Source organism: Bacillus sp. FJAT-18017 (assembly GCF_001278805.1).
In the GTDB taxonomy this organism is placed as follows: Bacteria; Bacillota; Bacilli; order Bacillales; family Cytobacillaceae; genus Bacillus_D.
The window spans coordinates 1354039-1376892 of record NZ_CP012602.1 but is presented as its reverse complement, the minus strand read 5'-3'; the positions used below and the strand labels follow the sequence as shown (position 1 = coordinate 1376892).

The following is a 22854-nucleotide window of genomic DNA, read 5'->3' as shown; positions in this document are numbered from 1 at the left end:
AGCCTGCGCCAAAATTAGCGCAGGCCTTTTCTTCTACCCCATTGGATGCAAAACAGATTCCTTTGTTTGAATAATGTCGTTGATGACTTCCTTTAGCTCTGTAACAAGATGGATATTGTTAAATGACGGGCTTAATTCAACGAGCCGGACACTATGGTCTTCATAGTAATCGGAGGCACCGCTTGGGAGTCTTTTCGGATACAATGCCCACACTTCGGGCACCGGCCGCAGCCTTTTTCTCAAATAGTCGTTCACCCGGTTCCCATACAGATGGCTCGAGCTGAAGTTGGAGGCATAGCTTACGAGCTGCTTCATTGTAGTCGTCTGGGCATTCGTTGAGATAAGGTCTTCTTTCCAAATGGATCCCTTCGGACGGTACTTGAAATCGAAAACGAGGCTTCCAATATAGATGCCGTCTTCGTATAAATCAAGGCGTCCATCAGGCCGGTTGTTCGTACCACGCGTATACAGCGGCGTTTTTTCCATATTGGTTTCGGTACTCTGCGACGGAATTCTTCCATCGTATACAAGCGAAGCCGTTAAATTTTCCTTGCCAAATGTAATTTTTGTCCCCGGAGGAATGGTCGGGATGATAATATCCTCGATTAGATTATCCATCTCATACAGCCAGCCGCCTGTCGGAACAAAGCCAAGCTCCTCATGCTGGAGCAGCTTAACGAATTGCAGGAAGCCCCAGATTTCATAGATTTTGTCGGTCCGCTTCCACTGGTACATATACTCCTGGTCAAAAGAAATGTTTATCGTTTCATTATTTAATTCACGCTGTACCTGGTACAAGGTCCTGTAGCGGACATCAGTCGTCATCACATGGGGAATTCGCGCCTCCATCCGCTGATTCACTTCACCGTACCACGGGGCGGTCCTGAACCAATTCAAAGCGCCGCGCATTTTGGTTGATTTGTCGAGGTACACACCCAAATCCTTCAGAATAAGCCGTTTTCTGCTAATCGTACTGGTTGTTTTAAAACGCTCTTGTTCAAGTGCCTCAATTTCCGCTGCAAGTTCCTTTTGATAATTCTCCACAGAGACGATGAACTTGCTGAGGGTAGCGATAAGTGACTTAACAATCTTCTTTGCCAGCCGGTTTTCAGGCAAATCATAGTTGATTTTCTTAATAGGGGTCAACAGCCATTCATCAGAGTCGGGATGCTGGACCCGGTGCCGGATGGTAATTTCATCGACAACCTTTGCCTTTTCCTCAGGCATAAGCTGATATTCCTTTTTTATCGCGAAATTTATTTTCTTGTACAGGTCGGTAATCGATGCCATGATGGCAGGAAACCTGTGCTCAATAACCCGGAATTGCCTGAGAATATCCGGAGACAGTTTGATATCGGCGTCCTTCGGGAGTCCGTAGCTTTTTCGGATGAGATCCTGCGCAAGCCCGCGGAGCTCTGCCTCAACTTCATCGCGCATCGTTTCCCATTGGTCGGCATTGATTTGCTTCGGGGTAATCCTCAGCCATGAAAAATATGGCTTTTCCCCTGAAACGACCATGATTCTGTACAGACCAGGTATATAGGGATAATACTCATCCCCATTATGCTGGAACAAAACGAGCGGGGATTGGGAAGGCTTCAAGAAAATCTCGCCGCCATCCCCTTCCTGCTCAAGCAATCCAACAGGCAAAGCATCAAGCCCATCCATGAACATTCTGGCTGTTGAATCAACGGACGTGAATGTTACATTCAATGGAATATTCTCCGGTATTTCAAGTACAGCTGAATCAACGTGGTCGAACAGCTCCTGCTCTGTTTGATAGAATGACTCGACCTGCCTGTCAGCACTTCCTGCCAGGAAGCCAAGCGTAAAGGTTATCGTAAATGGCAATTCACTATAATGTATAGCCATTCATTTTCAACTCTCTCGCTTTATGAATCACCGATTGGCGTGTTTGTTCGAAATCCGATACATCACTATATTCTTCTAACAGATTCCAGAAGAAGCTTTTCGTAAGAGTTATCGAATTCTTGTCATAAGTTCCAAGGAACGAATGAAGCTGGTCTTCAGAGCCTCTGATTTTTGTTAAAATCCGTTGTACGATCTGCACATCAAATGCGTCGTTCCTTGACAGCGCATCTTGGACAGGAAGGTTTTTCAAATAAGAATCAATCTGACGGACAATCCTCTGCCCGATCCCGCTTTGCCTATTTACATTTTGCAGGCCGCTATGAAGCTTCCAGAGGAATTCAAGTTCACGGCTCGTCAGATTCAAAGCAGTATTGTTATTTTTAAACGAATCATAATCCTCATAATTTAGCACCTGGTCACGGGAATGGAAAACCTTCTTCTTATCGCCGAGTTCCTTCAGCTGCTCATAAGGGAGCACCTCAAGCTGAATGACATTGGCACGGTCAAGCACCTTGTCGGAAAAATGATACGTCGATTCGTCGAGGTTGACCGTTCCAACAAACATGACGTTATCCTTGATCGAAATCGTCGGCGGATATTGAGCCGAGTTGTATAGTCGAGTCGCTAGCTCATCATTGTAAAGGCGAAGCTCGCGCCGGCCTGAATCCATCTCAAGAATCGATAGGAATTGCGAGAAATAATGCTCGACACGGGCAAGGTTCATCTCATCAAAGCAGATGATGAACAGCTTGTCCTTTTCTTTCTCAGCCTGCTTAAGGACATTAATTAGCCCGGAATCGCCAGGCCTGTACACCATATGAAGCGTGTCGGCATACCCGATCAGGTCGGCGTCATCAGTCCATGAAGGCCGGACCGATATATAAGTAAACTGGTCGGAGTACAAGCCAAGCGCGCGGCTGTATGCCTGAACAAGCTTCGATTTACCCGTTCCACTCATCCCCGCAAGAATGACCAGGTTGGATGACTTCATCGCAGTATGGAAATTGACGAGATCCTTTTCTGAATAAAGCAGCCCCATCTCCTGTGTAGTGGCGATAAAATAATCAAGGAAGCGCGATTCGGATGTTTCTTCTTTTGTTTGAGGCTGTGATGTGACTGTTGCGGTTGCCGGTTGTACATGCTGAGCGACCTGGCCAGCTGACGATGAAGTCAAACCACTGCTAGATGTGCCTGCAGTAACTGTTGACTGAACGCCAATACCGGTTGACTGCGGTCCCGTCCTTTCTTTTTCCTGCTTAGTAGTCTTAGAAATAGGCTCAGATTTCACAGTAGTTACTGGCAGTTCTTTTTCAGGTGCGGCAACAGCAGCGGCAGCTTCCTGAAGGGCATTCGTTAAATCGAGGCCATCAGCAGCTTCGATTGCACCTGTCAGGTATTGATACGTGTCAATCGTTACATACATTACATTCGGGATGTTAAGTGGATCAATATATGAATCATCTAGCCAATCCTTTTCAAAAGGAGTGCTCTTTAGCTCGCCTCTGATTGAAAAACTGAAGCCTCCATGGGCATATTGATGCTTATCAAATTCCCCGAAAGCCACATACTCATTTTCAGCATTTTTCCAAAGGATGATCGAAGGTGTATCATTTGCTTCTGTCGAAATGCCATCAATCCTTCCTAGGAATTTCCGCTTGGATACCTTTTCAAGAAACTCTTCAAAGGTGATGCCATGTGCCTCACAGGAGAATATTGGCACCGGGAACAAGGCCACCCGATCGTGGTAGCTTTCCGCCTTCGGAATCAGCCTGATATTCTTTGCCTGGTAAACCTCATTATGGTTATAAAGAATCTTCCGCTCAGCTACGAACACTAGCAGGCTGTCATTTAGCCAATCGCGCAAATTCTGCTTGCGTTCTTCATCCGTTGTATATGGGTCATCCTCAAAACCCCATTTGACCAAGTCGGTTGCGAATCCAGTGATATATTTAACATTCGGAAAACTGTCAGGCGGCTGTGAAATAAGCTTGATTTGGAATTGCAGCAAATCCTGGCTATTAACAAATACAGCCTCCCGGAAGGTATTTTCTATATACGTATCTTCGGCGACAACGCCAATTAAATCTGTTGCCCAAACTTTGTTATGCATTAAGAATTCCCTCTTTCAATCAAATTGCGTAAATCTATGAATGTATTAACAATTTTTACTGGCCGTTCCAGCCGGGATTGAATGAATGCCTGTTTTGTAGCCGGCACTTTGTATTTAAGAAGCCAAATCTCCTTAAACTCGTCCCAATCAGCGGTTTCAAAAATCTCCTCGATTTCTGATGTCTCAAAAATAGCCAATTCATATTGTTTGTTTTTCATAATTGATTTATTTTTCGGGTTTCCGAGCAGGGCGATTTTCTTTTTTGAAAATTCACCCGTTTGCTCCTGTTCAGAATCAATAGCCTCAACTGCCATTTCTTTACCTGTCCTGCCGCTGTTCAGCAGGCGTGCATTCAAATGAGAGATTGTTTTATTCCGTTCATTCAGCAACGCATCTTTTTCAGCAAGCTGCTTCAGGTTATTCTCCGATTCATTTTCTAGCCTCTGAAGCTGTTCATTTACCTTGGAAAGCTCCTGACCGGATAGGGATAGTTTTCGATTCAATTCTTTCTTCTCTTCTTTTAACTTTTCTTTTGCATCATTTAGGTTTTTTTCAAGCTTCGTAATTTTAGAGGATTGCTCTGCATTTTTTTGTTCCGCCTTTTTTAATTTTTTTTCAAGGTCAAAAATGATTTTTCTTAGTTCGGCTTCATTTGAAGCAGACTGCGGAGGGGCTGAGGCTTCTGCTTTAGGCTCTATGGACGGTTTTTCTGCCAGCTTTTCTTCAAGCTCGCTTGCCAGTTTGTGCTTTTCTTCATCCTCGCTTGAATAGAGGGATGAAAGGATTTCATACAACTTCGCACCATTTTTAACTGCTTCAGACAATTCCTTAAGATTCATCGACCGATATCGTTTGTCTTCATCTTCATTTTCTTCAGCTTCCGCCCGTTTATTTAGGACATTGATAACTGCGGTGAGTTTTTTAGGTTTAATAGCTTCATTAATTAATAGCTTCCTGGCACCTTTAATATTGTTGGCGTTAATTTGCCGGAATCCCTGAACTTTCACGCCCGAGACCGCCGAAAGCATAATAAGGTCCTGGTCATCGAACGATTCAAGAACCCTTTTCCACGTTTCCTTGTTCAAAATATCTTCCTCCCTTTAGTAGAAAAGCGCAAGCGCCTTCGTGACAGGCCAAAGACGGCCTGTCCCTGCGATGATTATTCTTGGAAGCTGTCCTTAGTGCCCAGCGCCGTATTGAACTGGAGGGCTCGAAGGAGATAAAGGAAACACGATGAGCGAAAGCAAATCGATGTTGACTTATCGTAACGAGGGGACCGAAGTACATTTGGCGCTAGGCACTGGAGCTAGACAGTTTTCAAAGCAAAGATAAACTTTCAATAAATGACTCTTTCTTGTCGCGTGTAAGTACAAGTCCGAATTTCCAACTAGTACCTTTTTATAATAAAGGATTTTCACTCTTTTAAATAGTTCGGAAGTCTAAAAATGTAGAAAATTGTTGATTCCTTTTTGAGCATCAGTGAAGCCGGCGCATCGTTAATTTTCTCCTACCAGCTGGCTGTAGTTTTCAACAAAGTAATCTTCTATCAATAGCTGCAAGTTACCATCTAGTTTATAGTAAGCAGCATCGGCTTTATGGATAATTTCATAAAACCGCTTTTCTCCTTTTCCGCTGTTCTCAAGCGCCAGATGCAATTCCCACATGTCCTTGCCGTATGTATAAAGGATTTCTGCATAGCTATCTGCGCCGATTTTTTTCAAGATATCGGTCAGTTCATTAAGATAATTGTCTATACCGGCCTGCGCGATGTCTTCGCTAAGCCAGTTCAGCCATGCTTCATGCCCGCCGCTCTCAAGCTCCGCATAATAGTAAAATAGTATGGAAGATTCCCTCAATGTCGGATTATCCTCCAAATCTTCCGTAATTGTAAGAGTTGCTAGTACAGTGTTCCATATCTCGTCGCGATTCGGCGCATCATTCCTTTTTGCTTTGTTTTTCATCGTTGGTTCCCCCTCTAATATCTGGATTAAGGATAATTATACCACCTATACATATTGGTAAAAGCAGATAGCTAGTCGACACTGAAACAAGAAGCGATTTTCTCAAACTATGCTGTGCTCGCCAATCTTGCCGGGAATACAGGGGACATTTTGGAACTTAGTAACCCCTGTGCAATTCATCAGTCAAACTGTGTGACTTTTCACATATCCAGGAAAATTAGGTTGTGATATTTTTAATGGTAATAAGGATAATAAAAGGAGAGTTGCAGCATGAGTTGTGGTTGTTCAAGTCTTGGAGATGGCAAGGCAATTGTTGATCATGTGAAAAGTAAAGGGAAACAATTTAATCCGCCATTGGTTGCCCATGAAATGCATTGTGAGTGCGGTGAGACTTTCACGCTTGAAACAGTGATTATGGACTGTCCTAGCTGCGGAATGACATACGCTGTCACTCCTTGCAGTTCCGCCGATATTGAAAACATTAAACCAGCAGGAATTCGATACGCTTAAATATACAAACAGCAAAACATGGACCAGTCAGCATTCTGGTCCATGTTTTTTTAATTAGTTTTCGTTACCGCGCTGCTTCTTTTGATAAATCCTCAAACTCACTCCTGCTAGAAGAAGTGGGATTGCGAAGGCAGCATTGTTGAGAATGGTCAAGCAGTAGCAGGCAGGCTGTTGCCGCAGGAATCGTTATTAGATTTTGGCAGCCCTGGGTCTGGTCCCTGAAAAGGAAACCAGCACCTATATTGGTTGCTTTTTTTGGGTTTTATTAAAATTAAAGGTTACTGATTTTTTCTTCAATGATCTCGAGTGCCGCTTTGATATCCTGGACGTTTATGTCCACTTTAAAGTTTGCTTTAAAATTTAACCCTATTGTATATCCTGCTTCTTTAAACATAGGGATGTCATTTTCCCCATCACCAATTGCGACTACATCCTCCTTGGACCAGCCTTCCCTGTCCAGGAGTGATTTAATTGCATTGCCCTTATTGATGTCCTTTGGCGCAATATCAATGGAATCAGAATGCTGATAAAAAACCAACTCCGAGGAAATATCATCTCTGCTGAATAAGACCTCGATCATTTGGCGAAGCTCTGGCATATCCTTTATATCCCTTGGAAAAGCTGTGACACTTACAGCATTCGGCTGGAACCAGACTCGTTCTTTAAAATGGAAGTGGACTTCTCTATGGACCTCCCTTAATAGCTCCCGCGGTTGTTCTTTCACATCTGCATCTATGATTACTCGCGGCGGAACCGCACAGCCATAGTAAATATTTAAGCCGTTCTCCCCTATAACAATTGCTTCCCTTAGACCGACCTGACGTACCATACCAGAAATATATATAGCAGGCTTACCTGAAACAAACGCAATCCAAATGCCTTTTTTTTCCAATGTCAGCAATTTTTCAACTGTTTCTTTGAGTATCGGCTTATTTATTTCTGCGAGTGTATTATCTATGTCGAATGCCAATAATTTTGCGATTGTCCTCGCCTCTTTCTCACTCTATATTGCTCCTTATGTATGTCTTATAGTCAGGATACCAATTCTCCATAATTAACTCAAATTGAACCATGAGCCCACCATATGGAAAACTCCCTTAATAAATCCTTTAATAAGCCCCGCATTATCCTGGAATTTATCAAGATCAAATGCGAAAAGAGCAATTAAAAATGCAGCAAAGGCAAGAATATAATTTGTCTGTGATACTTTAGCAAGATTCTTATCAAGCGTACGTCCACCCATCGTATCAAGAATGTGCTGCCATAGGTGTACAAGCTTCTCCTCCTCAATGCATACTTCATCAATTTCGACTTGTCTCTTTTGCTTTCCATTTTTCAGTTTTGGCTTTGTGAGCTTGTTGGTTTCCTGCTCCTTCCTTTTCCTGCTTTTCGCTTCCTTAATTTCATAAAGGCAATAATGATAGATGGAATTCGTCATTGCTTTTAGGAAATCGTCGCTAACTCCCGCTCGGGTATAAATGATTGTTGAAGGAATACTTATCCGGATATTGTATTTTCGCCCAACCATCCAATATTTCCTCGGTTCATTAAGATCAAATGCCATGGTTGTTGTATCATCTGAAAATATGGGGTCTTCCTTTTTCAAAAAAAACTGTAGTCCCTCATGTAGAATAAGCAATTGATAAATGCTTTTATCAATAAACCCCTCATCTAAATTAGGTTTTATTATTGAATTATCTATAGTGGTTTTCACATACTTTTCAAGTATTGCTCTGATATCCCGTATTTTAGGGACTATATCTCCCTCCAGGATAAACTTAAAAATAACCCGATGATGGTAATAGCCCATTTCCGCATGGCTGCATTGAAGGGAGAAAGGAAATAGCTTTATAATGTCTTGACAATCAAGATGATACGTTTCCCATTTGCCCTTTGAGGTTTTCATATTATATTTTAAATGCCTCATTATACTTTCGTTGATGTCCTTTAATTCTCCAGAATTAAAAATAATATTTTTCTTGTCCTCATTTTCAAAAGAAAAAAGGCCCAGCACATACACCTCTGTAATCATGTACCAATCATCCCTTAGTGAATCAAAATAAATCAGCTTTAAATTTCTATAATTTCTATAAAGACTTGTTAATCTCTTTTTTTACAAGTAAATGGCCAATCCAGTAAAGCGGATTGACCATCTACCTTCATTTTTACTGGACAACCTTTTTCGTTGCGGTGCTAAGGTTGCCAGCGCGGTCTTTTGCTGTCACATAAAGGGTTGTATTACGCTTTTGTGCGGGGATAGAAACCTTGAATTTACCGTATTTGTCTGTAGTTGCGGTTCCAATCACCTTTGTCCCAGCCTTCACTGTAATAACAGTGTAGGCTTCCGCTGTCCCAGTTACGGTCCGGTGAGTGCTTTTAACTGTATTGACTTTTGGCGCGCCCGGCTTGGTCTTGTCAATTGTAAATTTTACTGTTGTTTTATTGCCGGCGGAATCAGTAACAACAAGAGTATAAGCCTTTGCAATCGTAACGAGAGTCCCACTCTTGAAGGCAGCACCGTTCAAGGTAGCTTTACCTTCATTAAAATAAACCCGGACGTCTTTATTGTAGTATTTTCCGTTCGCAACACCGGTTACCTTTGGGGCTGTCTTGTCGATTGTGAACTTAACTGTTGTGGCATTCCCCGCCATGTCGGTTACAACTAACGTGTAAACTTTGGCTGCAGAGATAAGTGTACCACTTACATAGGCCGTTCCATTCAAAGTAGCACTTTTTACTTTATTGCCATCTGTAAAATAAGCCCTGACATCTTTATTGTAATACTTATTGTATGCAACTCCGGTTACCCCGGGTCCTGTTTTATCAATAATGAAGGAAACTTCAGTCACATTTCCGGCCGCATCCTTCACGATAAGCTTATGGAGACCTTCCTTAGAGATAACCGACCCTTTGTTAAAAGCAATGCCATCAAGAGTGGCTGTACCTTCATTGAAGCTGACCGTAACATCCTTGTTATAAAGCCCATTCACTGAGACACCAGTTACTACGGGTTTAATTTTATCAATCTTAAAGACTACCGTTCTTTTATTACCCGCTTTATCCCGGACGATAAGCTCATAGCTGCCCTGTGTCTTAATTGTTGAGGCATTTGCAATCGGCTTCCCGTTCAATGTTGCAGAGCCAAGATTTGGGTCTGCGTAATAAAGCGTGACATCTGTATTGTATGCTGTTCCAGTGGTCACCCCGAAAACCTCAGGAATGGACTTGTCGATAGTGAATGACAAGTCTGCGTTGCCATTCTCTCCTGTCACAACGAGGTTATAGGTTCCCTCATCAGTTACAGCTCCTCCGCTTGTAAATTCACTTCCATTTAGAGTTGCCGTCCCCAAAAATGTTATCACGACATCATGATTGTAAAAGCCGCCATTGGCCACACCATTTACCATCGGGTCAAATGGTTGTGCTTTTACCGTAATATACACAGGCTCGCTAACATTATTAATCCGGTCTGAAGCAGTCACGGCAAGAACAGTCCCAGCTTTTTGGACTGGAATCTTAACGGTGAATGTACCATACACTGTGGCGGTTGCCCTCCCAATCTCAATTCCGCCTGCCTTGACTATTATGATTGAGCCTGCTTCCACTGTACCAGTTACCTCTTCATCCTTATCAGATACTTCATTCACAATTGGAACGGACGGTGCTGTTTTGTCCTGGACAGTTACTACAGCTGCCTGGCTGATGTTCCCTGCTGCATCTTCCGCATAGACATAAATTGCTGTTCCTGGGCGCTGTTTTGCAATTGCAATTGTAAATTGGCCGTCTGTACCGGCGTAGGACCTGCCAATTTCAGTACCGCCAACTTTTGCAAAAACAGCTGAATTGGGCTCAGCCACTCCAGTTAATTTTGTATCACTATCTCCAACTGGATAGACAAAAGGTTTGGCGGGAGCGACGTTATCACTGCTCTCGCCTTCCTTAAAGTAGGTGTAAGTGATATTTGCGCCCTTCGATACAGGCTCAGTAAATCCTTCAGCTGAATCGTAACGGACAGTGACTGCTCCCCCGCCGCGGAGATTTGCTGAGCTTCCGCTATACGCCCTTACATTAAGAGAATTAAAGAAGCTGCTACCCTTAAATCCGTAGTAGCCAAAAGGCTCTTTCAGCAACAAAGCAGCGCGGAAATTTGTCATTACTTTTCCGAATGTAAGACTTGGATTTATATACTTTTTAACGGCATTCTCGACAGCTTTATAATCGTTGTTTGGATCCGTAAGAATTTCCTTAAAAATCGCATTGCCACGGTTAGTCTGGATTTTCAGATATTGCCCGAACAGATAAGAAAACGAATAGTTGGCAAGAGTATCACCATCATAGTCCCAGTATAGGAGGGAATGCCCATTGGCAATTGACTGGGAAGCATTATAATAGTCTAATCGGTCAGTCAGACCCCTGCCAATATATATTTCCTCGGCTGCCATCGCAAGGGCTTCATCCAGCCAAACCGGCATATCTGATCCGCCTTCGACGAGTACATTCTGATTAAAATTAACCATATGCTGAAACTCATGGGCAAGCGTTTCATAGGCGGCAGTTACATCATCAGAATAGGACCCCATAAGCGGGTACGTATCGACATAAAAGATTTCCGATTTATTCGAGTAGGCATCATTGTACAAATCACCTGAATAAAAATATCCTGCCACAAAACCGCCGCTTCCGCTAAAACCATCCTGGATATCATACGCAAGGATATCAATTTTTCCATCGCCATTCACATCGGATTCTTTCCCAAAATTGGATGTAACGGAAGGATAAATTCTTGATTCAAACTCCCTGCCAAGCTGTTCGGCTTGAGAATCGCTGATGTCATACGCATTCACCCAGATATTCGCTTTCGTCCCACTGTAGGCGAGAGTGGCCCTAGTTGAATTGTATTGTCCGGTCTCAAGATTTGCCGTCCAAAAATATTTGCTATCGCCTTTTACATAGGAGGGAAGGATGGACTGGGAGTTTTTCTTGACGAGTCCGCCTTTTGACGATTCCGGATCAAAGGGCTTAATATAATCAAGTTTATAAGCACCTTGCTTTAACTCTTTTGAAAACGAATAATCATTATTATTGATACTGAAAGTTCCTGTTGGCTGGGTTACTTCAGCATTCAACGATTCGTTGCTGATCAGGGCCAATGAATCCCCGCCAGTTTCACCGCCGCCTCCACCGCCAGTGTAGAAAGGATTGGAAACTTTAAAGTTTGCAACATCAACCCAGTACTCTGCATCATAAGTATCAGTAACGCCAGCCCTCGCATAAAGATAAGGCTGATTCGAAAAAACAGGCTTTGGAAGCTGGGCATACAAATAAAGCGCGTCGGAACCAGTCGTATCATAATCAACACTGCCAACAAAGGTTAAGTTGCCCTCGCTTTCTGTATAAAATTCAATCCAGAAATACGGGTCCTTTGAGTACGTATAGTCAGAGTAATACTCAATTGTTAGCTCCATTTGGTCTGAGCTGTACTCAGCTAAATTCTTAAAGAAAAAATACTGGCTTCCCCCATACGTATCAGTAAGGTCTCCAATAAGGCCTCCTTTGCTTATTAGCGGATAGCTGGATGGGTCTGTATAATCTTGCTGCTCCTTCATTTTCCTCGGATTTTGTCCACTAACTGTGTTTAATGCAGAGTTTAGCTTATTGCCAATTGAAGGACTAACATTATCTTTACTTACACTTTGGCTTGTCTGCTGATTCTCTGCCGGCTTTGCATCACCTTCCTCTGCAGCCGTTGTAAGCGGTAATACCAATAATTGCAGCACCAGCAGGATAGCTACTAATCTCCTCTTTTTTCTCACATTTTTCCCCTCTCCCTGTCAATATAGCCAGGTCTATAATTCTTTGTCAGCACTTAGTTTGCATATAGATTTGTAGTGTACTTGATTCCATCATAATAATAGGTAACTCTAATGTTGGAGATATTATAGAGAGGCTTGCCCGGATCAAAATAATAGTCACTATAATAACCTGCATACGTAGTCCAGTTTGGACTTTCACTGTAAACTACCCGCCCATTTTCTATAACCTCAAACTTCGTAACTTTAAGGTTGAAGCGGCCGCTATTATAAACCCTAATTGCTCCAACATCGTAACTATAATCATAAACCCATATCATGTAATAGCTTGGAGATTCTCGAATATCAAGAGTGAGTGTCTTCGATTTTACAGTAGAAGTTCCCCTCACCTTTACATCAACGGTCACTGTGTATTTTCCTCGTGCCGTCGGTGTAAAACTGAACGTCTTACTCGAGGAGTAATTCTTTTTAACAACACCATTGACTCTGAATCTGTATTCAAGATACTTGCCAGATGAGTTGGCTGTAAAAGTAAACGCAGTATCCTCTTTTTGAAGAAGCCCCTTATTCGCCTTCAAGGTCGGTGCAGAAAAATACCCGGGTGTAAAAACGGTATAGCTAACAGCCTTCGAGGCCGTTTTTCCTGACGCCTTGCTGCGTACAGTTACCTTTACCTGATATGATCCGGCTGAAGTCGGTTTCCAAGAATAATAGTTTTTAGAAGAGTAACTTTGTACAGTTCTCCATGTTCCGCTTTTATAAACTGCAAAGCTATATTCCAGCTGTACTCCCTTGGCTGCAGTTGTCCATTTAACTGTTGAATTCACAGGATATGGGGAAGCCGCGCTGGGCTTCAGTGATGTAATATAAACGTTCGGATCCTTAATTTCATAGCTAGCCGATTTGCTGATAATCCGATTTGGATAATGAGAACGGCGTGCTTCAACTTTAATCGTGTACTTGCCGATTGCAGTCGGTTTCCAGGCATAAGTTGTTTTTGAACCAAAGGCCTGAACAACCTTACCGTTTACTGAAAACTGATACTGGAGCCCGGTTTTATTGGCAACCGCAGTATACGTGATAATTTTGTTCGGCACATATGGTGAAGCAATATTTGGTGTTAAAGACGTAATGGTGAAGTCAGGAACATATGCCTTGATTGAATAGGCAATTTCCTTTTCGGCAGTCACTTCTTTATGTATTGGATCTCTCACAGCCACCTTTACTATGTAATCTCCCGGCGTTGTCGGTGTCCATGTATAGGTATTTGAAGTACTGAAGTCCCTGACAACTTTTCCATCAATGGAATATTGGTACTGAAGTCCAGGTTTATTTGCGGAAGACTTGAATGTAATGGCCTTTCGCTCTATTTGTGGCGATGCAAGGTCAGGCGTTATTCCGGTAACTTCTAAATCAGAAACAAAGTCTGCCTCACTAAAGAGAATGTAATCTGTATTTTTAAGTTCGGGCCCATCACCATTTCTTGATTTAACAGCGATATAATAGGAGCCTTTCTCCAGGCTTGCTTCTATAAATTCATAGTAAAGATTGCCTCTGTCATCCGAGATAGTCTTATTGCTGCTTATTGCCAACTCGTTTCCACTTGCATCGTACAGGCCCAACTCATGCCGCTTCATGTATAAGTAATGAGTATCAAAATCTTTTCCAAGAACAGAATAAAATCTGAAGGTTCCGGAATAAGGCAGGTCAATTTTATAAAAATCGGCATCGTACTTATCCTGGAGGATGCCTTCAACTCCATCCTTTACCGCAATAGAACTCGCATGGTCAATTACGTCGTTTGGCTCAAATTCAATTCCTGTTAACTTGGCAGGTTTGTTAACCAAGTCTGTCGGCAAGCCTGTCTCTCCCTCCGCAGCAGCAGGGCTAATCCAAGCTGAAAAAACCAGTAAAAAAGCCAAAACATAAAGTAAAATTTTTCGCATTTTCGACCCCTCTATTTCAAAATGGTATATAGGAACATTATATCATTCAGGTGGAAGAATATAACTTTTCAGAAATATATATTTGATATTTAGCAGTACTTAACACCCAGAAAATCTACTAAATAGCTAGAATTAATCCTTTAAGCTTTCATCATTTTATTGATTGGATAGTTCCTTTTACTGGCGTTTCAATAAATCCCCAATAGCCCTTAGCGGAACGACCAAATTACCAAAAGGTATAGTCACGATTTTTATGTTCCAGTAGATTTTCGTTCAATTTCTTTTATTTTTCGCTGCTTTTGCTGGTTTACATGATTGCTAAGTAGATTTGGTTTGGCTGACAAAACGAAGTTGATGTAATTGTCCTGTTTTGGACAGAGAAAGTAAGATAAAAGTCGACTTGTTGTAACAGATGAGTTTTTGTCATTGAGGGCATAGGCTCTGAAACTGCTCCACAGATATTTCTCCAGGTTATCTGTCAAGCCTCCCCTGATCGGGTTCAAATGGATGTACCTACTCAATTCCAGCTCGTATCTTCTTGACTTGATGAGTTTCGCCCGATATCGTTTTTCAAAAACGGAACCCGTATAGTGATATTTCCTATTAAAATACATTGCCATAGCTGGAATGAATCGCTTGCATGATTTTGGATGGTGGATGATCAATGGTCTCGATTTGTAGATGGATGTGGTTTGGCATGAGGCAAAAAGAATGAAGGTGAAAGGGGTAACGATTTTTTATCATGAACAGTATTTGAAGATACATGTTTCTGTCCTCATCGTCATGAAAGAGAGATGTTCTTCGTATGCCTCTAGCCATAATATGGAACTGCGCAAATGGAAACCAGATTCGTTTCGGTGAAGGCAAATTAGCCACTCCTTTAAAGGGATTTTGATAATGTGGATTTTATTTGGAAGCTTACAGGGTGTGGTAATGGTAGGTGCGGGATATTGTTAGTATTCTACATTTCGATTTGGTCTCCTGCTTTTAATTCACTAGTAGCTTTTAGTTATTTTTATAATTTGTTTCTAGTTATTTCTTAGTTACGAATCACTATTATTATTCTAAGCTTAGTAAAAAAGTTTGAAAAGGATCACTAGTAAACCTTCAAGCCCTACTAGTTATATTTTTCTATCAGAAGATAAATTAGCCCCTTTTCACTAGCAAAGTAATCGGGACACTAGTAAAGGGTAGCTATTTCTTTAGCAAAAAAGCACTAGGTAACTCTCCCCGAACAACACAATTTTCAGGATTCAGGATAAAAAGCTCAATTTTAAAAAGCAAAAAGACCCAGCTGCATCAGCCAGATCTCCTTACTAACCCCAATTAAACTTTTAATACGGCCTTGCACTCTTAATGACTGTCCAGCCGCTGTACACTCTTTTCGTACCAACCAGCTTGTATGCCCTGACTTTGAAGTAATACGTTTTTCCTGTCGTCAACTGTGTTCTGATGGCCGAGGTGTTTGTTGTCGTTCTTATATGTGTATACGTTCCTGTCTGGGATGTTGCCATGTGAATTTCATAGCCATTCGCACCGGATACCGCGCCCCAGCTCATTTTTACGCTTGTCGGGCTGTATCGGTATGCTTTAAAATCAGTCGGGGCAGACAGGCTTGGTGTTGCATTCTTAATAGCTGTCCAGCCGCTGTACACTCTTTTCGTACCGACCAGCTTGTATGCTCTGACTTTAAAATAATACCTTGTGCCGGTTGTCAGCTGGGTATTGATTGCGGATGTTTTATCGGTTGTCCTAATATGCGAATAGGTCCCTGAATAAGATGTCGCCCGGTGAATTTCGTAACCAGTTGCCCCCGATACAGTACCCCAGCTCATTTTAACACTCGTCGGGCTATACCTGTACGCTTTAAAATCGGTTGGGACGGACAGGCTTGGTGTTGCGCTCTTCACCACGGTCCAGTTGCCGTACACCTTTGCAGTACCGACCATCTTGTATGCCCTTACTTTAAAGTAATAAGGTTTTCCCGTTGTTAACTGGGTATTGATAGCGGATGTGTTCTCTGTCGTTCGGACATGTGTATACGTTCCTGTCGCAGACGTGGCCCGATGGATTTCATAGCCGCTTGCTCCATTGACAGCATTCCAGCTCATTTTTACACTCGTCGGACTGTACCTGTACGCTTTAAAATCCTGCGGTGCGGCTGGAACCGGTTTTGCAGAAACAACTGGGCTATAGTTCCCATAAAGCATCCCATTGATAACAGTATCTAGAACTGTCCTGATTTTGTAATAATAGGTAGTCCCAGTATTCAGGCCGCCATCAGTAATTGTTGTTCCAGACACAGCGCCAATGCTTTTATATGGGCCCTCTTTTGAAGTAGACCTAAAAATTTCATATCCAAGATATTGTCCATTCACAGGGGTCCAGTTCAATTGAATTCTCGTTTCCGAAATGCTTGTTGCCTTGGAAGTAATCACTGGTTCCAAGTAATTCGGATCCGTCGATAACCATTTGTAAGTCACTGCCCCTGTCGATTTGTTAATGCCCGCAGGAATTTTAATCAGGGGAAACCCTGCTGATTTCTTCAGTTTTATTCCGTACCAAACATCGTCGTAATTTCCCGGTTTAATAACGACTTCCTTCTCTCCATAACCTGCATACTCTCCTTTAAAAGCGGCTACAGCCAGAGGAGTGATTTTTTGGCCGGAGGATGTGTAGAAGTCCTGGGTACTGGAAATGAAATCAGATAAACGGAGATCACCCGTTCCAGAAACATAGTCAACTTCAAATCCCATCAATAGCCACTGCTCATCCGCTTTTGGCTCAGTATAGTTTGAGCTGTTTGCTTTTAATTCAGCATTCGCATCTTCTCCCCAGTATGTTGCAAATTTCCAGAGATACAAAGTCTTTGGTTTTTGGGTTGCTGATTCCTGGAATGTTATTTTTGAATAATCGTTAGAACTGTAAGGAGTACCTAAATCCCCAGACGCCGCAGATGCAGTGCCGCCATTTACAAAGATCGCCAGTAAAAAAGCTAAAGCTGCGACTAAAAAATAATTTTTGTTCTTTTTCATAATAACCCCTTTCCTTTCAACAGCATTTTTCCAACCTGCAAAACTTAAAAGCTATGTAACCGAATAATACTAGGAACATCAAAACACTGCTAATTCTACCTGGCTGTTTCGCAATGCGGGCAAACTGTCCGTGTTGAATCGTACTGCGCCCCGCAATTTCTGCAAAAAACAACTCCGGCTTCAATCGCAGCGGCTGCCTCAGCCGAATGAGCCTTCGATTTTTTGGATACAGTCGCAGACGAATTGCCGCCGACCTTTTTCCTTAAAGAAATCACCATTCCGAGCGTAATGAAATTGACGAGCAAACTCACACCTACAAGAATCAAAAGAAATAATGTTTCGTCCATAAACGGCTCCCTCCCTAAAAAACTGCAAAAGGACTAGTTTTCAAATGTGGTTAAAAGAAACTTCGAAGGTGCACCCACACACCTTCGAAGTCTCAAAGTTTAGCTTACTTTTTCATCAATTGTGTTTTCGTTGACAGTTTTCTTCCTTCTAAACAGGAGCAAGGCTGCCAGGGCAACACCGATGATTCCCAGGCCACTAAGTGAACCGATGAACACTGGCTTGTCGTTGTACCAGCGGACAATCGGGTTAGTGGAGATGAGCAGGTCATCCACTTCCTTCGTCAGCTCATTGCCAGCAGCATCAACTGCAGTGATTTTAACCTTTTGCTTCTGGTTGGAGCTTGGAATCTCGAACGTATAGTTTTCACCGTTTGCCTTGAAGGCTACTTCAACATCATTAAGGAAAATGGAAGCGTCCTGAAGGACAAGATTGTCCTTAATCGAAATCGTCACTGGTTTGTTTTCTAGCGGGTATTGCTCTCCGCTCTCAATATCGATTGGCACAATGACTGGCGCTGTTTTATCGATACCGAAGGAGATTTCGGCTTTTTTCGTTTCATCAATGTTTTCATTGATGTTTCCAGCCGCGTCTTCTGAATAAAGTGTTACGGTGTATTTTCCGTCAGATGCGAACAGTGACTTGCCAATCACATATTTGTATTGGCTCCAGGTTCCACCGCCTCCTGACTCAGTTACGGTATAATCCGTCCCCAACGCAAGGTCGACAGGTGTACCGTTCTTGGTCATCTTGACCTTAATCGAATCCTTTTTCAGGCTGTCAACATTTGTTTCTGTTAAAACAACATCCTGTTCGTTTTGAACATATTTGCCCTCGATTGCCTGCAGTGACTCATCGAACGCATACACCGAACCAAACCGGTTCACCGAGAACTGGATTGTTTGCGTTGACTGGTTGCCTGCAAAGTCGATTAAAGTGGCCGTCAATGTATACAGGTCATCATTTTCTTTTGTCTTTTTAAAATGATTGAATGTAAATACCTGGCCGTTTGGAATATTGGCGAACTTTCCATCAAGCGCTAATGTCTTACGGTTTGCACCAGACAATTTAATCGATACAGCCTTCTTGTCAAAATTAGTGTCAGAGAATCGGACAACCGGGATAACAGCACCCTTATTGGCTGATTTATCCTTTACACCAGCGATTTCCAGCTTTGGCGCGGTGTTGTCGATAATGAATTTCTCAGTCTGATAATCAGCCATTACATTGCCGGCCTTATCTGTGTAATCAATGTCAAAGCTATATTCTGCGTCCGCGGCATACGTAACCGTTGCGGTATGGACATCGCCCCTGGCACTCCAGCCGCTTATGCCAGGGAAGGCTGCCGGCTTGCCGTTGTCTTTTGCCGAACCAGTCACCCGGATCCTGCTTGCATCAAAGTTATGCTCGGTAATCGAAATTGTTGCCGTCCTTGGAGCTTTGTAATAGTTGCCGTTCGCACTCGAATTATTGCTGTAGGACACAGCGATTTTCGGTTCTGTTTTATCAATTGTGAACTTGCTTTGTGCAACCGGCGGGGCAGCATTGCCTGCGCGGTCTTTGAATTTGATGTCAAACGTGTAATCACCGTCGGCCGTGTAGCTGACTGTTGCCGTATGTGTCGTTTGATCTGGATTTCCCGCATTCGTGCGTGTCGTCCAGCCACTTAAGCCCGGAATCGCTCCGTCCTTGTTTGTAATCAGGTGCTCAACATCTTCTTTGTTAAAATTGCGTTCAGTGATTACAATTGTTGCTGTCCGGTTTGCCTTGTAAAAGTCAGGGAAATCCGAATCCGGTGAGTTATTATCATAGGTCATCTCGATTGCCGGAGCCGTCTTGTCAATGCTGAACTCAATCTTTTCTTCTGATGAGTTGCCGGCCCTGTCGGTCATTTTAACCTTAACAACAATGTTATTGCTGTTATTGGCCACCTTCAAGGTCCTGGTCATTTGTGTAACAAGGTTCTTTTCAGTTCTTGTTTGCTTCCAGCCTGCTGCATCGCTGCCTTTCGCATACGACTTATCATTGTTGATGACAATTTTGCCGCTCTGGTTGTTATCTTTATCATTCGGTGCCACAACAGACCATTCAATCTCACTTAATCCGGAATACGTATCCGTCACTGTCAGCTTGACATCAACATTTTTCGGATAAAGCTCGAGATTGTCCTTATCTTTAAAGCTGGCTTCTGGCTTTTCAAATTCGATATGCTTTTCTTTCTCATGCTGCTGTGTATTCTCAATAACCGTTCCGTCCGGTGTTTCAAATGCGCCGGTGTTGTTGACATGGTCGGTCGCTTTGGCAAAAATCTGCCCTTTAAAAGCAGCCGGAACATCGAACGTCAGCTTTCCGGTTGTTGGAATAGGAACAAGATTTCCAACGTCCTTTGCAGGGATTACCTTAAGCGAGCCATTTCCAAGCACCGCATAGGTTTTGCCGTTGTTCTGATCCTTCAAGTACACAGACATCGATTTCACTTTACTTGTGAATTCGTTGGCGACTTTCGGGTCTTCAGCCGTTACAGTGACCTTTGTTTTCTTTTTAAAATAAAAGCCGTACTGGGTCAGTTCAACAGCGCTCTTCAGCTGGTCAGTCTCTTCGACTTTCTCAAACTTCCCATTCCCGGCATCAACAGAAAAGGCATAGTCGATGATTTTCGGACTCGTTTCATCCTTATACGTTTTTGTATCAGTCTTAAATGTATTGCCTGCGTTATCAATTACATATACCGAAATTACATAAGAGCCATCTTCGTTAATTTTAACTTTCGGATCACCCGTATCGATTGTATAGCTGACCGGACCGGTAATTTTCTCATCCTTGTCAAAATATTCCCCTCCGGCTTTCGTGCCGTTAATATCAATAACAACTGTATTGACACCGGAATCCGCATCCTCAGCTGTGACTTCGAACTTTACATCACCGTTGTACTGATTGCCTCCGTTAGAAGAAACACCCGGATTTGGCTTGACGGTTATTTTTCCAACGGGAGCGGTTTTCTCAATCATGACGACGCCGCTGTTGTCAGCAGTAATATTTGAGTTGTCCTTCGTCACTAGAATCTGGTTTGTATTTTTAACATTGTCTGTTACATCTACAGTAAATGCACCTTCAAAGCTATTGCTATCAAGCGTAAATACCGCTTCTGCTGTCAGGCCGTCTTTTACAAAGCTATCGGGTACTTGGGTTGGCACTGCTTCCTTGTCACTAGTCGTTACGGCAATTCCCTTAACTCCCGATGCATCATCCTGAACTTTCACAGTAATCTCAATTTCCTTATTGAAGAACGTTCCGAACGAAAGGAAGTTAAGTGTTTTTGCAATAACACCATCATTTTTCTGTTTGAAGGTGACTGCATCTTTACCTTCAGCGAGCAATGGTTTGGTTTTATCAATGTTCAGGGAGAATTCCTGTACATCAGATACGTTCCCGGCTAAATCTTCTGCCCAAATTCGGTACGTACCCTGATAATCCTCATCCACTGTTTCAAAAGTATAGGTGTTGGTATCCTTGTTGAAACCAGCCTCCAGCATTTCATTGGACGTATGCGGCTCTTTGCTGTAAAACACCTTCGCAATTTCGGTTGAATATTCCACATCGGCAAACTCTTGCGGTACATTTGTCAGTTTGCCGGTTACGGTCCCTTTTCCGCTGAACCAGACAGTTCCATCAACCTTCGCCTCATTTGCTCCGGTCACGGCTGGCTTATCAAGGACAGGGCTGGCTGTGTCAAAAACCAAGATCACTTTGCCTGGCAGTTTAATTTCCTTCGTTCCCTTCCAGCCTCTTTCTTTTACAAAAAGCCGCTCAATCGAAGTTGGCTCATTTAGTGTAAAATCGCGGCTCCAATTCCTGAAGTAATCCGAGTCCGCATAGCTGAGCCTTGTATATGGGTCAATTGGCGCAAGCTTAATGACAGCGTCCTTAGAAAAGACGAGGATTTCATCGTTGCCAGCCTTATAGCTTGTAATCAGGCTGCCTTTCTCAGGTGTAACAGACACATATGTCTTCCAATCACCTTCAAGGGCAGGAACCGGTACGAATTTGGCAGATATCTCGGTATCCTTGGTCACTCCGGTAACCGAGTAAGAGTAGGTGCCTTCATCGTTATTATCATCCACTATCTCAGCCGTCTTATTTTCTCCATTCACAAGCAGCTCGGCTACTTCATAGGAGTTATTCAATGGCTTCATGGTAACAATGACGTTACCTCCATGCTTAACTTCTGCCTTGTCTGTCGAAATGGAACCATAGCCTTCACTAACAAACGAATCTACCTTATACGTATTGATTTCAAAAATCACTTCGACCTCGTGATTTTCTGTAACACTCTTGAAGGCATACGTATAGACATCGCCTTCCTTCAGCCTATCAAGATTCCAATATCTTTCTCCATCGATCCGAAGCTCCTTCAGATGATGCCCCTCTGCCGGGTCAATTGTGAACGTACTGTTTTCACCGTGATTAACCGTAACAGTGCCGCCTTCAGAGGAAATCACCTCACCAGCTTCATTCTTCAATGCGCCATCACCGTTGCTGTTGAACGTAATAGTGTATGTTTTTACCGCGAACTCAACGTTGATGGTTGTATCCGCAGAAATCTTCTCAATCTTTGTACTGAATTGTTGATTATCTGAAACCTTCTCCTCTTTGCCGTCAATTTCGACCTTTTTAATGAGAGAATTTTTTTCAGGAACAATAATTACAGGGACATCTGTATTTTTTTTAAACTCAATTGCCCCTTTATATTCCTTTTTATCAAGATATACTTTACCTTCACCAGTCTGGGTCACAGTCACCGTATAATGGGTCGGCCCCGGCGGTTCAGGTGCCACAACCGGTTCTTCGGTCACCTCACCTGTTGCCTTATCAAAAATGAGGTGCTCAATCTTCCCCTCGGTTAGCGGTCTTTCAAAAGATTGCTCACCGACAACAAAAGTAAAGTTGTCTCCAAAAACTGTTTTAGCAAATTCAGGAAACTCTGCGACACCTAACTCACCGGTTGTTGCTGTGAATTTCACTTCTTCGCTTCCGTTATGTACAACAATCTCCTGGCTAGCAACCGGCTCACCTTTATCAACTACCTTTACGGTATAGTTTTCATCGGCCGCAGGTGGTTCTTGTTCAGTTTCGGCTATCGCACTGTATGGCAGACTATACGCGACAAGCATAATCGACAGCATAACCGACATCGCACGAGTGAACCTTGATTTCTTCCTGACCCGAACATACTTCTCTTTCCTGCTCATTCTCATTCCAACCCCT

General features: G+C 42.8%; 13 protein-coding genes. 1 reads left to right on the top strand and 12 read right to left on the bottom strand.

Annotated features, from left to right (window positions below):
- Positions 1-33: 33 nt before the first annotated feature.
- From AM500_RS06150 to AM500_RS06135, 4 genes are all read right to left on the bottom strand, one after another.
- Positions 34-1872: a DUF2357 domain-containing protein gene (locus tag AM500_RS06150; RefSeq protein WP_053598454.1), complete on the bottom strand. Its 1839-nt coding sequence runs from the start codon at positions 1870-1872 to the stop codon at positions 34-36.
- Positions 1856-3982 carry an McrB family protein gene (locus AM500_RS06145; RefSeq protein ID WP_053598453.1) on the bottom strand — a complete coding sequence of 709 codons (2127 nt, stop codon included), beginning with the start codon at positions 3980-3982 and terminating at the stop codon, positions 1856-1858. Before AM500_RS06145 ends, AM500_RS06150 begins: the two co-directional genes overlap by 17 nt.
- Positions 3982-5067, bottom strand: a complete 1086-nt coding sequence (locus AM500_RS06140) for a hypothetical protein (protein ID WP_053598452.1) — start codon at positions 5065-5067, stop codon at positions 3982-3984. The genes AM500_RS06145 and AM500_RS06140 overlap by 1 nt, the downstream gene beginning before the upstream one ends.
- 411 nt (positions 5068-5478) lie before the next feature.
- Positions 5479-5943: a DMP19 family protein gene (locus AM500_RS06135; protein WP_053598451.1), complete on the bottom strand. Its 465-nt coding sequence runs from the start codon at positions 5941-5943 to the stop codon at positions 5479-5481.
- 270 nt (positions 5944-6213) lie between these two features.
- On the opposite strand from AM500_RS06135, the gene AM500_RS06130 reads away from it, so the two are divergent.
- Positions 6214-6453 (top strand): hypothetical protein, encoded by a 240-nt coding sequence (locus AM500_RS06130; protein ID WP_053598450.1) that lies wholly within the window; start codon positions 6214-6216, stop codon positions 6451-6453.
- 271 nt (positions 6454-6724) lie between these two features.
- Here AM500_RS06130 and AM500_RS06125 read toward each other — a convergent pair whose 3' ends face one another.
- The 8 genes from AM500_RS06125 to AM500_RS06090 form a co-directional block, all read right to left on the bottom strand.
- Positions 6725-7423, bottom strand: coding sequence for an HAD family hydrolase (locus AM500_RS06125; RefSeq protein WP_053598449.1), 699 nt, complete (start codon positions 7421-7423; stop codon positions 6725-6727).
- An 84-nt stretch (positions 7424-7507) separates the two neighbouring features.
- A complete protein-coding gene (locus AM500_RS06120) occupies positions 7508-8485 on the bottom strand; it encodes a hypothetical protein (protein ID WP_053598448.1) in 978 nt (325 codons plus the stop codon).
- A 133-nt stretch (positions 8486-8618) separates the two neighbouring features.
- Entirely contained in the window at positions 8619-12266 is a 3648-nt protein-coding gene (locus AM500_RS06115; protein WP_053598447.1) for an Ig-like domain-containing protein, read from the bottom strand.
- 53 nt (positions 12267-12319) lie between these two features.
- Entirely contained in the window at positions 12320-14209 is a 1890-nt protein-coding gene (locus tag AM500_RS06110; protein ID WP_053598446.1) for a triple tyrosine motif-containing protein, read from the bottom strand.
- A 603-nt stretch (positions 14210-14812) separates the two neighbouring features.
- Positions 14813-15028 carry a transposase gene (locus tag AM500_RS26390; protein ID WP_442854005.1) on the bottom strand — a complete coding sequence of 72 codons (216 nt, stop codon included), beginning with the start codon at positions 15026-15028 and terminating at the stop codon, positions 14813-14815.
- Positions 15029-15543: 515 nt separating this feature from the next.
- A complete protein-coding gene (locus AM500_RS06100; RefSeq protein ID WP_053598444.1) occupies positions 15544-17244 on the bottom strand; it encodes a fibronectin type III domain-containing protein in 1701 nt (566 codons plus the stop codon).
- 95 nt (positions 17245-17339) lie between these two features.
- Positions 17340-17591 (bottom strand): zinc ribbon domain-containing protein, encoded by a 252-nt coding sequence (locus AM500_RS06095; RefSeq protein WP_053598443.1) that lies wholly within the window; start codon positions 17589-17591, stop codon positions 17340-17342.
- Positions 17592-17690: 99 nt separating this feature from the next.
- Positions 17691-22844: a hypothetical protein gene (locus AM500_RS06090; RefSeq protein WP_053598442.1), complete on the bottom strand. Its 5154-nt coding sequence runs from the start codon at positions 22842-22844 to the stop codon at positions 17691-17693.
- Positions 22845-22854: the final 10 nt, after the last annotated feature.

What these genes read in the sequence shown, in the direction of transcription:
- AM500_RS06150 (WP_053598454.1), bottom strand. Translation starts at nt 1,872, where the DNA reads ATGGCTATACATTATAGTGAATTGCCATTTACGATAACCTTTACGCTT.
- AM500_RS06145 (WP_053598453.1), bottom strand. Translation starts at nt 3,982, where the DNA reads ATGCATAACAAAGTTTGGGCAACAGATTTAATTGGCGTTGTCGCCGAA.
- AM500_RS06135 (WP_053598451.1), bottom strand. Translation starts at nt 5,943, where the DNA reads ATGAAAAACAAAGCAAAAAGGAATGATGCGCCGAATCGCGACGAGATA.
- AM500_RS06130 (WP_053598450.1), top strand. Translation starts at nt 6,214, where the DNA reads ATGAGTTGTGGTTGTTCAAGTCTTGGAGATGGCAAGGCAATTGTTGAT.
- AM500_RS06120 (WP_053598448.1), bottom strand. Translation starts at nt 8,485, where the DNA reads ATGATTACAGAGGTGTATGTGCTGGGCCTTTTTTCTTTTGAAAATGAG.
- AM500_RS06110 (WP_053598446.1), bottom strand. Translation starts at nt 14,209, where the DNA reads ATGCGAAAAATTTTACTTTATGTTTTGGCTTTTTTACTGGTTTTTTCA.
- AM500_RS26390 (WP_442854005.1), bottom strand. Translation starts at nt 15,028, where the DNA reads ATGGCTAGAGGCATACGAAGAACATCTCTCTTTCATGACGATGAGGAC.
- AM500_RS06100 (WP_053598444.1), bottom strand. Translation starts at nt 17,244, where the DNA reads ATGAAAAAGAACAAAAATTATTTTTTAGTCGCAGCTTTAGCTTTTTTA.
- AM500_RS06095 (WP_053598443.1), bottom strand. Translation starts at nt 17,591, where the DNA reads ATGGACGAAACATTATTTCTTTTGATTCTTGTAGGTGTGAGTTTGCTC.
- AM500_RS06090 (WP_053598442.1), bottom strand. Translation starts at nt 22,844, where the DNA reads ATGAGAATGAGCAGGAAAGAGAAGTATGTTCGGGTCAGGAAGAAATCA.